Below are 12,147 nucleotides of genomic sequence, written 5' to 3' on the forward strand. Positions count from 1 at the left end.
ACATCAGGAGAAAATGGCTTTAAGGTAGCCAAAGCTAAAGAGTCATTGACTTCAAATTCCCATATTGGTAGTTGTCTTTGAATTTCTTGTTTTTTAGTTATGTTAAGTTCTTCATATGCTATTTTTAATTGTTCGTTTGAAATATTAATACTCAAATATGTTGAATAAATTAAATATAAACCTAAAATGAAGCCTGCTGACTGAAGTAATGGTTGATATTTTTCACATATTGAATTAATTTTATTAATAATTTTTTCTAAGCTGAAAATTATTTTATTCATGGTTTTATTAGATTGATTGATACTTATAATAAATATTTATTTTTTACTTTAGAAATAATTTTTTATATCCAAATCTAATTTTTCTATCTAATTTCTACAATACGTATAAATACGTATTTTTTAAGTTTTTTACTACGTATTTATACGTATAATTACTTAAAAAACGCATAAGGCTTCGCTGAATTTCAGGAAACCTTATGCTTGTTAAAAAATGGTTAGGAAGTGTTTGGGTTATAAATGTTTAATCACATCGATTAATTTTGCTTTAGCAATTGGTTTAATAATATAATCACTCACTTCGTTAATCGCTTTGGCACGAGTAATATCGTCTTGGGAAATAGAAGAAGAGCAGATATAAATTGAGATTTTTTTACCAATATAAGGATGAAGCTTCGTATATTCTTCTAGAAATTGCCACCCATTCATTATGGGCATACTTAAGTCTAAAAGCAAAATTTCAGGTAAAACATCAAGATTATCTTTATTTTCTTTTAAAAAGTTAAGTGCGTCGATTCCGTTACTAAAAACACGAATCAAATCCACTAAATTCGTTTGTTCAATGGTTTTTTTGGTCAAGAAAACGAATACATCATCGTCATCTACCAGTGTTAGGTTCTTTATATGATTCATATCTCTGGGTTTTTAAATTCTATAAAAAATGTGGTTCCTTTTTCAGGTTCACTTTCAGCCCAAATTTTACCATTCATAGCTTCCACTTGAGTTTTGGTCATAAATAATCCAAAACCTTTGGCATCTGGGTGTTTGTGAAAGGTTTTTCTGATTTTAAAAATCTGATCTTTGTGCATTACTAAATCAATCCCTAAACCATTATCTGCAACTGATAAAATGACAGTATTTTGCGTAGTCTTTTTGGTTTTAATCACAATAATAGGGTCTCTTAGTGGCGATTTGTATTTGAGGGCATTGCTCACTAAATTAGTTAAAATGCTTTCAATATATTTTTGAGGAAAATAAATCGAATTAGCGTCAAGTTCCATTTGTATGGAGGCATCATATTCTTCAATTTGGGTTTCAAACCCGCGTAATACTTTTCCTAAACAATCTTCTAAATTAATACGATCAACATCAATTTCGGTGTCTTGTTTTACCTGAATTGATTCTACTAATTCGTTAAAAACATCCATTAAATGGTTTACAACGGGCTTTATTTTTGCCAATACTTCTTCGCGTTCATCATCATCATCACTTTGTTCAACATAATCGACTAACATAGAAATATTTATTAAAGGAGCTCTGAGGTTGTGCGAAACAATGTTACAAAAATCCACTAATTGTGTGTTTTTTAATTCCAAAATTTGGGCGTGTTCAATGGCTTTGGCATTATTTTCTTTGATCTGCTCTTCCGCTTCTTTTCTCTCAGTAATATCAGAACGAATAGCCACATATTGATAGGGTTTCCCTTCCTGATTTAAAAAAGGAACAATCGTAGTGTCTACCCAATAGGTCGAACCATCTTTGGCTTTGTTTTTGAGTTCCCCTTTCCAAACATTTCCATTTGCAATCGTTCTCCATAACGATTTGATAAAATCTTTGGAATGATACCCCGAATTAATAATGCGATGGTCTTGACCAATAAGCTCTTCGGTAACGTATTTTGAAATGGTACAAAAATTATCGTTTACATGTGTAATAATTCCTTTTTGGTCTGTAATTGCTACAATAGCCGATTCGTCTAGAGCATATTTATAATCTGATATTTCTTTAAGAATTTTTTTTAATTCTTCTTCTCCTTCTTTTCGTTCGGTAATATCGGAGCGGATGGCTACATATTGATACGGTTTTCCTTCCTGATTTAAAAAGGGAACAATCGTAGTGTCTACCCAATAGGTTGCCCCGTCTTTGGCTTTATTTTTAAGTTCCCCTTTCCAAACGTTGCCATGAGCAATTGTTCTCCAAAGTTCTCTAATAAAATCTTTGGAATGATACCCCGAATTAATAATGCGATGGTCTTGACCAATGAGTTCTTCGGTGGTATATTTTGAAATTTTACAGAAATTATCGTTTACATGCGTAATAATTCCTTTTTGATCGGTAATCGCTACAATAGCCGATTCGTCTAAAGCATATTTATAATCGGATATTTCTTTGAGGATTTTTTTTAATTCTTCTTCTCCTTTTTTTCTATCAGTAATATCAGAACGAATGGCTACATATTGATAGGGTTTGTTTTGCTCATCTAAAAAAGGAACAATGGTGGTGTCTACCCAATAGGTAGAACCGTCTTTGGCTTTGTTTTTGAGTTCCCCTTTCCAAACGTTACCATGTGCAATTGTTCTCCAAAGTTCTTTAATAAAAGTTTTGGAATGATACCCAGAATTAATGATGCGATGGTCTTGACCAATAAGCTCTTCTGCAGCATATTTAGAAATATTACAGAAATTATCGTTTACATAATTAATAATTCCTTTTTGGTCGGTAATAGCAATAATTGACGATTCATCGAGAGCATACTTGTAGTCTGCTATTTTCTCCATGGGCAATTATGTTAACTTTATGATAGATTTCAGAAACACATAAGGTATCTCTTTTTCCTTTTCAGTTTGAAATTTTATTTCAAAACTATTTGAGGCTATTTAGTAAATTTATTACAAAAGAGAACAATTTCAAAATTTCTTTTCACTTTTTCGATGAAAAATATTAAGAAATATGCTTTTAGTCAGTAGGTTATGATCTTGAGTTGCAAATTATAATAGAAAACTTAAATTTATTAATTCCATCAATCCACCGAATTGACAAAATGATTGAATGTTTTTACAATAGCATCAGCATTGGTAACGTCATCAAAAACAAGACAATCGAAGGCACGGTCTAGTTTGTGGTCAGTGGTTGTTGCAACAGTTATGGGTCTAGAATGTAATATGGCTACCAATTTATTTTTTTGGAAAACCAATCCGAATCGAATCATTGGAGAAGGATCCTCCATCCAATTTTCATTTTTATAGTATACAACTAAATCTTCAAACTGATTGTCATGCTCCAAATTGAAGTTGGTAATAAACGATTTATAATCGCTATAATCTCTTGATTTTGACTCGTTAAAATAGCTAACAAAAGCATTTTCAATAATGCTTTTAGGCTGAATATTCTTCTGATTAGTGTAACCAATTATTCCTAAAGTTATTTCAACAGGATTTTGGGTTTCCCCAATAATTTTGCCATCAACCATAATTTTAATTCCTTTTTTAAGGTAATCATTTTCATAATCTGATTCAGGGTTATTTGGGAAAAGGCCTATTTCATACCAATCGTTTTCTTTTGGAGCTGTTTCAATGAGTGCGTTATCATATAAAGTGAAGAGAAGTTTTCCATTAATTGTATCTCTCACTTCTGCAGGTCCTTTGATGCGTTCTCCTAAAATGGGAGACTCTTCTGTTTCAGAAGGAGTTGCAATTTCTTCGTTAAGTGTGTCTTCCGTTTTTTTCTTTTCGGGTTGGCAAGAAAATAATAATAATCCTAGTAAAAAAATAATATACTTTTTCATGATGTGTTTGTTTCTTCAAATGTATAACATAAAGTTACAATTTGCTTCTATTTTTACAAACAACTCTTATATAATTTCCATTAGATTTGCCAAATTAGGTTTTACCAATGTTTCCTAAATGCGTATGATGAAATGAATCCTGATATTTTAATCCGTAACCCAAAATGCGATCAAAAGAAATATGAGCCAGTAGAATAATGCCTGTAAATTGTATTATAGGATTAGTTAAATATATTCCAGTAAGTAGTGTGAAAATAGCTATAATTCTATGATGAAAAATATTGTAGGTAAAAGCCCCAAGTTTTGTATTGAAAAGATAGCCTAACATACCAATGTCGGGAACTAATAATAAAATAGGAAACCACCACCAAGCATATGGAAGTTGCGCAAAAAGAGACATACAATAAAAAAAGAGACCGATTTCTTCTAATTTGAGCATTGTTTTCATAAGAATAAATTAAAAATTAGAGTACAAAGTTGGTCACAATAAAAGAAAAAATTCTTGATTTTTGTCAAGAAATTACTGATGGTATTTTCTTCGTATTCTACTGAAGGTTTCAGGTGTCATACCTAGCATAGAAGCAATGTATTGTAGCGGAACTTCATTAAAAAGAGCTTTATTGTTTTCATAAAATGCTGTATACCTTTCTTCAGCCGACATCGATAGGTGACTAAATATGCGATTTTCCATCATGGTAAAGCATTGGGTTAAAAAATACCTTTCAAATTCATTCCATTCAGGAAGTATTTTATTAATTTGATTGTATTTTTTTTTATCTATGATGTAAATATCAGTATCAACTAAGGCTTGTATAGACCAACGAGAAGGGGTTTCAAAAAGAAAAGCAGCCAAATCTGTGATGAAATAATCTGGAGTAGCGATCCATTGTGTGACTTCTTTATTTTCAGAATTTGCGAAAACACGAAGCAAACCTGATTGAATAAAACACATGGTTGTGCATTTTTTTCCATATTCTACTAAGTAATCTCCTTTTTTCAAAGTTGTATGATTAAAAAATGAACTAATGTTTTGTAATTCTTCTTGTTGCGCAATGCCAAAATACAATTGAAGCTGGGTTTCTAAATTTTTCATTGTTTTTCTGGAATAGTAAGAGTAATAGTTTTAATTACTTGATCTATCTCTTCGATGTTTAAACCATTAAAGATAGAAAATTCTGTTAACTTCATGATAATATCAATTTTTCCCATTTGATGCCAAAATGGAAAAGAACGTAGCTCTTTATTTATGTTTTTTACTCTTGCTTCAGCCCAATTTTTAGGTACATTTTGTTCTAAGTAGCGATAATTTTTTTTTATTTTAAGAATATCGGTTTTTTTGATGCTTTTTTTGATGGTTATAATTCCATTGCTTTTATGAATAAATATCATTTTTGCTGTGATAATTAATTTTTCTTTTCCATTAAAAAATCAAAAAAATAAATTAATAGAAGAAAAGGTAAGTGGAACTAAAAAAATCAAGATGATAATTATTTTTAGGTTATTGGTAGTAGTATTAAATTGCAAAATACTAATCTAAACTGAATAGAAAGTGACAATAACTAAAGAAAACTTGAGATAATAGCTTTATAGTATTTGTGTATAGGGTATGTTATTTCAAGAACTGGTTTATTCATGATTTTAAGTAAAATATACTGCTTTTTAAGATTCTTTTTTCAGAATCAATTTTCAATTCAAAACTACTTTATAGTTGTTAATTTTCCAACTGACATTTTTTTTAATATTAAGAGTGTAATATAGAGACAAATTCATTAAATAATCTTATTATTTAATGAAATTTTTTTGAGTTCTCTTGAATGTATGTAAAGAAGACTAATAAAATAACTTGTTTTTTGTTGTTTTAAATTAATAATGAACCTTTCTTTTTTTTTAAAAAATTGTTATTTTTTTGTGTTTTTAAAAGAATTTTGATTAAAAAAAATCTAAAAACATTTAGGTTTTCTTTTTTTTATATATTTACGATACAAATGTTTAACTACAAAAATGATGAAAAAAAATTATTCTAGTTTTATTAGGGTTTCCTGTAAAACCCTTTTCTTATTTGGATTGTTTTATTCTACAACAGCATTTTCAGATTTAAAAAATGGAAACCCTGAGCGTAAAAACAAGCCCATTTCTTTAAACACAACTTTTGATCCTGCCAGTTATATGGCTTTAACCGTAAATGGCTTTACAGACGATGTAATTGCCAATGGTGTTGGAAGTTTAAATACCACAACCACAAATGATGTTGATGGAGTAAACTTTTGTTATTTGTCTCAAGGAACTCAAATAACAGGAGCGTCAACTCCTACAACTTATGGATTACCTACCAATGGTTTGTTACCAGTTGCAAACAGCGATTTGTTTTTTAATTTAGCGCCTTATGATGGGAATAATTCATTACGTATTGAAAATAATGGAGCAGCTGGTTTGTCTTCCATTACTTTTACAGAATTAGAGTCTTTTGAAAACTTATATTTAGCAGTAACCTCTGGAAGTGGTGCTTCAACTGTTACTATTACAGTTACTTTTTCAGATGCTACTTCTCAGGTTTTTACCAGTGTAAATATACCAGATTGGTTTAACTCAAACGCGTTACCAACGATTATTTCTGGAATAGGAAGAGGAAGTAGACTTGATAATGGTTTAGAAAACCCAACGAATAACCCCAGAATTTATAATTTGAATTTAGCAATTGATGTGGCTAACCAAAGTAAAATTGTTACTGGTATAACAGTTGAAAAGAGTAGTGGTGGTGTGTTTAACCTTTTTGCAGTTAGTGGAAAATTAGTTCCAGAATGTCCTGGACCATCAAATATTAATGCAACGACTGTGAATGCTTTTGATGCCGATATAGCTTGGACAGGGGCAAATGCATCAGATACTTTTGAAGTAGCGATAGTTCCAGTAGGCGATGCTATACCATCTTCTGGTGATGCAAGTGCAACAAATTCTTTTCATTTTCCAAGTTTAACGCCAGAAACAACATATGATGTCTATGTGAGAACAGTTTGTACTCCTAGCGGATTTAGTTTTTGGACAGGACCATTTACGTTTACAACTGCTGTAGCTTGTGAGGCACCAACAAATATTATGGCTTCTGGAATTACAATAAGTGAAGCTATAATCTCATGGGATGCAGGAACAGCAACAGATTGGGAATATGCGGTATTACCATCAGGAAGTGTAGCACCCTCTTCAGGATTTGGTTCGTCTACTGCCAGTGTTAACTTATCTAGTTTAGATTCTAATACAGCTTATGATTTTTATGTAAGAACAAATTGTGGTGCTAATGGGTATAGTACTTGGACAATATATACTTTTGTAACCGCTTGTTCTACTGCAACCAGTTTGAGCGAAGATTTTGAAACCACCGCTACAGGAACTATTCCAAATTGTTGGTCTTTAATTAATGGAGGCGATGCAAATACATGGGCTGTCCAAAGTAATTTTCCTGCATACCCACATTCAGGCACTAAGTTTGCTCGAATTACCTATAGCGGAACAGCTCATAATGATCTTTTAATTACACCACCTTTTACTGTAACAGCAAATGTAAGTGATATTATTAGCTTTTGGTCAAGAAATTATAGTGCAACTTATATTGATCGATTTAATGTTTTGGTTTCTACAACTGGTAATCAATTAGCAGATTTTACAGATGTACTAGCTTCAAATGTAGGCCCTTCAACAACTTATACAGAATATACTTATGATCTTTCTGCCTATGTTGGTCAAACCATTTATTTTGCTATTCAAGCCATTTCAACAGACCAATATTATTTGTTTATAGATGATTTAATGACTTCTGGCACACCAATATGTGATGCACCTACAAACCTATCAGCTTCGGATATAACTGAGATATCGGCAGTTTTATCTTGGAATGGTGGAACAGGTTCAGAATGGGAAATAGCAGTTCAAAACTATGGCGATGGTGAACCTGTATCTGGTGATGCAGTTAATGCTACGACTTATAATGCGACTTATGTATCTGGAAATGTTTCTGAATTTTATGTGCGTACCGTTTGTGATAATAATACTGGTTTTAGCCCTTGGGCAGGACCATTTGTGTTTGGCGGTTATTTAGATTTAGAGATTAGTACTGGTCTAAATGCAGATGTTATTGCTAATGGAGTAGGACCATCTGCTAATTCTACAACAAATGACATTGATGGAGGTGATTATGTGTATTTATCTAGAGATTTCAAATTAAATGCTTCTGATCCAGATTTAACGTTTGGGTTGCCAGCTAATGGTGTTATTAATAGTTCAAGTGTACCAGGTTTAATTTTCAAAATGAGTCCTTTAAATACACCATATGACGGCAACAATGCTTTACGAATGGATACAGCTGGAGCTGCAAATGGAGGAACTTTATCATTTGAAACGATTTACCCAGCTGAAAAATTGTATTTCTTAGTAACTTCTGGAGGTGGTTCAAGTACGGTTTCTGGAACAATTCATTTTGACGATGGTTCAAGTCAGATAATTCCATCTACATTAGTGCCAGATTGGTATAACCAAACTAGTTTACCAATTGCTATTTCTGGTATTGGAAGGATAAAAACGACGAATGATGCGATAGAAAACCCAACAGGTAATCCTCGTATCTATGAACTTTCTATTGATATTGACCCTGCGAATCAAGGTAAAACATTCTCAACTGTAGATTTTCAGAAAGATTCAGGTACAGGTGTAGTTAATATTTTTGCAGCAAGTATCAAATTTGCTTCCACTGCTTTATCTGAAGTTGGATTTGTTGATAATAATATGGTAAAAGTATATCCTAATCCTGTAAATTCGATTTTAAATTTAGAATTAAAATCTGAAGCGAGTAGAGTACAAGTTGTTAATTTGTTAGGTCAGATTTTGATAGATCAGTCTGTAGATAATCAAAAAATAACTCAAGTAGACATGTCTCATTTACAATCTGGTGCTTACCTTATTAATATAACTATTGATGGGAAAATACAGAATATGAAAGTGATTAAAGAATAACACATTTATTCATTATAAAAAAAAGCCTTTAGGATTATGTCTTAAAGGCTTTTTTGTTGATATTATTTTTTTCTAATATATATGTGTTTTACATTTGGGTTATGGGTATCTCTCACATCTATGTCAAATTTTTGCATACTTTTGATAAGAGGTAACAATTTGCTAAAACCATAATTACGAGGGTCAAAATCGGTTTTTTTCTTTAAAATGAGGTTACCTAAGTCACCTAAAAACGCCCAGCCATTTTCATCTTCTAAATCATCAATACTTGTAGAAAAAAGTTTAATAATTTTTGGGTCTATCTTGCTAAGTGGTGTTTTCTTTTTTGTTGTCGTATTCTTAGTTGCTTTCTTTGAAGAAGTTTCAATATGGTTCTCCGTATCATCTTTTTTCAAAATTTCAATATAAATGAATTTATCACAAGCCGTGATAAAAGGTTTTAGCGTTTTCTTTTCACCCATACCTATCACTGTCATGCCTGCTTCTCTTAATCGAGTGGCTAAGCGTGTAAAATCGGAATCACTAGAAACAATGCAAAAACCATCTACTTTACCAGTATATAAAATATCCATTGCATCAATTATTAAAGCACTGTCACTTGCATTTTTTCCTGTAGAATAACTATATTGTTGAATAGGGGTAATGGCATTTTCTAATAAAACATTTTTCCAGCCAGAAACAGTAGGTTTAGTCCAATCTGCATAAATTCTTTTAAATGTAGGCGTGCCATATTTTGCAATTTCTTCAAACATCTCTTTTACATTGGCATAAGGTACATTGTCTGCATCAATAAGAACTGCTAATTTTAAATCTTTTTTTATTTCCATGTTTCAATTTTGTTCATTAGAGTAAAAGTACTACAAATGATTGAGTATCCATAATAAATACTAACTTTGGTAACCAATAAATGTTATAATTGATAGAATGGCATTATTTAAATCTGTAAATACAAAAGCAAAAACAATTGATTCTTCAGGCTTTGGAACGAGTGCTTCTAATTATGGAGGTCGATTTGTGAATAAAAATGGAGATGCGAATGTTAGAAAAAAAGGAATCAGTTGGCTCGAAAGTATTAGTTGGCATCATTTTATGCTAAACATACCCACTTGGCAATTTTTTGGTATCATTATTCTATTTTATTTTTTGGCAAATTTGTTTTTTGCCACTATCTATTATTACATTGGTGTAGAACATTTAAATGGAATAGTAGCAACCACTAATTTGGATAAATTTGGACAAGCTTTCTTTTTTAGTGTGCAAACTTTTACTACGGTTGGTTATGGTCATATTAATCCTACTGGTTTTTGGACCAGTTTTATTTCTTCAGTAGAAGCATTAACAGGACTACTTACTTTTGCCATTGCAACAGGTCTGTTTTTTGGACGTTTTAGCAAACCAGAAGCGTATATAAAATTCTCTGAAAATGCCATTATTGCTCCTTATGAAAATGGTACCGCTTTGATGTTTCGAATGACTCCTTTTAAAAATGTTAATTTAACAGATGCCGAAACTCGTGTTACTCTAGGAATTAGTATTGAAGAAAACGGGGTAATGGTAAATAAATTTTATCAATTACCTTTAGAATTAGACAAAGTGAATGCTTTAACATTGAGTTGGACATTGGTTCACCCAATTACAGAGAAAAGTCCATTATATCATTTTAGAGCGGAAGATTACGCAGCTATAGATGGAGAAATTTTGGTATTTATTAAAGTGTTTGATGATGTTTACAGTACACATTTAGTAAAACGAACTTCCTATATTTTTAAAGAGATTGTTTATGGTGCAAAATTTAATATTATGTATAACCAAAACGATGATGATAGTATTACCATATTAGATTTACAAAAACTGAATTCTTTTGAGAAAGTAAATTTACCTTAAATTAATTTTCATAAAACTCAATAGGTAATCCATCTGGATCTTGTGTGAAAGTAAAACGTTTTCCAGTTATCTCATCAATTCTTATTGGTTCTATTTCTATATTGTATTGATTTAAATGATTGATGATTGGTTCTAATTGAGCTACTTCAAATGCTAAATGTCTTAACCCTAAGGCTTCTGGTCTTGTAGGTCTTTTAGGAGGATTTGGAAAAGAAAACAATTCTACAGAATATACGCCATTAATAGCTAAATCTAATTTATAGGATTTTCTTTCCTTTCGGTACGTTTCGTTAATAACTTCCATTCCTAAAATAGTGATATAAAAATGTTTTGAAACTTCGTAATTAGAACAAATGATAGCGATATGATGTATTTTGTTGAACATACTCTTGTTTTTAAAAAATAAATCCTCATAAAAATGAGGATTTAAGTGAGTTTTCTAATTATTTCCCGTCTTTATCTACCACAATTCTTTCTTCTCTGTTAGCTAGTTCCCAAGCTAAAGTGAATGCTAATTGCGCTCTTTTGGCTAAAGCATCATATTCAATTTTATCTGGAGTATCTGATGCCATATGATAATCTGCATGTACACCATTAAAAAAGAAAATAGCAGGAACACCTTTTTTGGCAAAATTGTAATGGTCTGAACGATAATAAATTCGCTCAGGATCTTCTCGGTCGTTATATTTATAATCTAACGTTAGATTTGTGTATTTTTGATTTGCCTCTTCATTAATGATATGTAATTCAGAACTTAATCTGTCAGAACCAATGACATATACATAATTATTAGTATTAGGATGCAAGGTGTCTCTTCTGCCAATCATGTCTATATTAATATCTGCAATGGTATTTTTTAGAGGAAATAATGGATTTTCAGAATAATATCTTGAACCGTGTAAACCATGTTCTTCTCCTGTAACATGAAGAAAAAGGATAGAGCGTTTTGGACCAAAACCATCTTTTTTAGCTTTTGCAAATGCTTGAGCTATTTCTAATAGGGCAACAGTTCCAGAACCGTCATCGTCTGCTCCATTGTAAACGTCACCATTTTTCATTCCTACATGGTCATAATGTGCAGAGATTACTAAAACTTCTTCTGGTTTTTCCGATCCTTTTATAAATGCCCAAATATTTTCCGAATCATTTAATTTTGGTGCAAACCCTTTTGCCATAAATTCAGAGGGAACTTTTTGGTACCAATCTTTAGCTTCTTCAGGAAAACTAATCCCATTTTTTTTATATTGTTCTATAAGGTATTTGCCCGCTTTTTTTTGACCTTCAGTACCTGTATCTCTTCCTTCCATTTCATCAGAAGCTACAATATGTAAGTGTGTGCTTAATTCAGGAGCTGTAATAGTATTCATATACTTGGAAACATCTGCTTCTTTTTGCGCTTTTGGAACAGAATTACAACTTACTAATAGTAAGGTTAATAGTCCTCCAGAAATTAGTTTTTTCTTCATTTATTACAAATAG

At 31.3% G+C, this 12,147-nt stretch carries 12 protein-coding genes; 2 read left to right on the forward strand and 10 right to left on the reverse strand.

The window, feature by feature from the left end:
- The 7 genes from CX675_RS20000 to CX675_RS09915 form a co-directional block, all read right to left on the reverse strand.
- Positions 1 to 281, reverse strand: a 281-nt coding sequence (locus tag CX675_RS20000) for a hypothetical protein (RefSeq protein ID WP_205728624.1), incomplete at its 3' end; no start/stop codon positions are given.
- Between the two features lie 231 nt (positions 282 to 512).
- On the reverse strand, positions 513 to 911 hold the full coding sequence (locus tag CX675_RS09890; RefSeq protein ID WP_130735073.1) for a response regulator: 399 nt from the start codon (positions 909 to 911) through the stop codon (positions 513 to 515).
- Entirely contained in the window at positions 908 to 2,776 is a 1,869-nt protein-coding gene (locus CX675_RS09895; RefSeq protein WP_130735074.1) for a PAS domain-containing sensor histidine kinase, read from the reverse strand. Before CX675_RS09895 ends, CX675_RS09890 begins: the two co-directional genes overlap by 4 nt.
- A 242-nt stretch (positions 2,777 to 3,018) precedes the next feature.
- Positions 3,019 to 3,783: a hypothetical protein gene (locus CX675_RS09900; RefSeq protein ID WP_130735075.1), complete on the reverse strand. Its 765-nt coding sequence runs from the start codon at positions 3,781 to 3,783 to the stop codon at positions 3,019 to 3,021.
- Between the two features lie 94 nt (positions 3,784 to 3,877).
- Positions 3,878 to 4,231, reverse strand: a complete 354-nt coding sequence (locus tag CX675_RS09905; protein ID WP_130735076.1) for a DUF4260 domain-containing protein — start codon at positions 4,229 to 4,231, stop codon at positions 3,878 to 3,880.
- Positions 4,232 to 4,303: 72 nt separating this feature from the next.
- On the reverse strand, positions 4,304 to 4,876 hold the full coding sequence (locus tag CX675_RS09910) for a Crp/Fnr family transcriptional regulator (protein ID WP_130735077.1): 573 nt from the start codon (positions 4,874 to 4,876) through the stop codon (positions 4,304 to 4,306).
- A complete protein-coding gene (locus CX675_RS09915) occupies positions 4,873 to 5,172 on the reverse strand; it encodes a hypothetical protein (RefSeq protein WP_130735078.1) in 300 nt (99 codons plus the stop codon). The genes CX675_RS09910 and CX675_RS09915 overlap by 4 nt, the downstream gene beginning before the upstream one ends.
- A 612-nt stretch (positions 5,173 to 5,784) precedes the next feature.
- Between CX675_RS09915 and CX675_RS09920 the strand changes: the two genes are divergently transcribed.
- Positions 5,785 to 8,784: a T9SS-dependent choice-of-anchor J family protein gene (locus tag CX675_RS09920; protein WP_130735079.1), complete on the forward strand. Its 3,000-nt coding sequence runs from the start codon at positions 5,785 to 5,787 to the stop codon at positions 8,782 to 8,784.
- A 62-nt stretch (positions 8,785 to 8,846) separates the two neighbouring features.
- Here the strand turns inward: CX675_RS09920 and CX675_RS09925 are convergent, their stop codons facing one another.
- A complete protein-coding gene (locus CX675_RS09925) occupies positions 8,847 to 9,611 on the reverse strand; it encodes an NYN domain-containing protein (RefSeq protein WP_130735080.1) in 765 nt (254 codons plus the stop codon).
- A gap of 97 nt (positions 9,612 to 9,708) precedes the next feature.
- Here CX675_RS09925 and CX675_RS09930 point away from each other — a divergent pair, with 97 nt between their 5' ends.
- Complete coding sequence (locus CX675_RS09930) at positions 9,709 to 10,668, forward strand: ion channel (protein ID WP_130735081.1); 960 nt, start codon at positions 9,709 to 9,711, stop codon at positions 10,666 to 10,668.
- Position 10,669: 1 nt separating this feature from the next.
- Here CX675_RS09930 and CX675_RS09935 read toward each other — a convergent pair whose 3' ends face one another.
- On the reverse strand, positions 10,670 to 11,053 hold the full coding sequence (locus CX675_RS09935) for a VOC family protein (RefSeq protein ID WP_130735082.1): 384 nt from the start codon (positions 11,051 to 11,053) through the stop codon (positions 10,670 to 10,672).
- Positions 11,054 to 11,111: 58 nt separating this feature from the next.
- On the reverse strand, positions 11,112 to 12,134 hold the full coding sequence (locus CX675_RS09940) for a M28 family metallopeptidase (protein ID WP_130735083.1): 1,023 nt from the start codon (positions 12,132 to 12,134) through the stop codon (positions 11,112 to 11,114).
- Between the last annotated feature and the right edge of the window lie 13 nt (positions 12,135 to 12,147).

The sequence above is a fragment of the Flavobacterium sp. J27 genome, from assembly GCF_004303025.1.
Taxonomy (GTDB): Bacteria; Bacteroidota; Bacteroidia; order Flavobacteriales; family Flavobacteriaceae; genus Flavobacterium.

Excerpts from the sequence above, each read along its gene's own strand:
- CX675_RS09890 (WP_130735073.1), bottom strand. The coding sequence starts at position 911 with ATGAATCATATAAAGAACCTAACACTGGTAGATGACGATGATGTATTC.
- CX675_RS09895 (WP_130735074.1), bottom strand. The coding sequence starts at position 2,776 with ATGGAGAAAATAGCAGACTACAAGTATGCTCTCGATGAATCGTCAATT.
- CX675_RS09900 (WP_130735075.1), bottom strand. The coding sequence starts at position 3,783 with ATGAAAAAGTATATTATTTTTTTACTAGGATTATTATTATTTTCTTGC.
- CX675_RS09905 (WP_130735076.1), bottom strand. The coding sequence starts at position 4,231 with ATGAAAACAATGCTCAAATTAGAAGAAATCGGTCTCTTTTTTTATTGT.
- CX675_RS09910 (WP_130735077.1), bottom strand. The coding sequence starts at position 4,876 with ATGAAAAATTTAGAAACCCAGCTTCAATTGTATTTTGGCATTGCGCAA.
- CX675_RS09915 (WP_130735078.1), bottom strand. The coding sequence starts at position 5,172 with ATGATATTTATTCATAAAAGCAATGGAATTATAACCATCAAAAAAAGC.
- CX675_RS09920 (WP_130735079.1), top strand. The coding sequence starts at position 5,785 with ATGATGAAAAAAAATTATTCTAGTTTTATTAGGGTTTCCTGTAAAACC.
- CX675_RS09925 (WP_130735080.1), bottom strand. The coding sequence starts at position 9,611 with ATGGAAATAAAAAAAGATTTAAAATTAGCAGTTCTTATTGATGCAGAC.
- CX675_RS09930 (WP_130735081.1), top strand. The coding sequence starts at position 9,709 with ATGGCATTATTTAAATCTGTAAATACAAAAGCAAAAACAATTGATTCT.
- CX675_RS09935 (WP_130735082.1), bottom strand. The coding sequence starts at position 11,053 with ATGTTCAACAAAATACATCATATCGCTATCATTTGTTCTAATTACGAA.
- CX675_RS09940 (WP_130735083.1), bottom strand. The coding sequence starts at position 12,134 with ATGAAGAAAAAACTAATTTCTGGAGGACTATTAACCTTACTATTAGTA.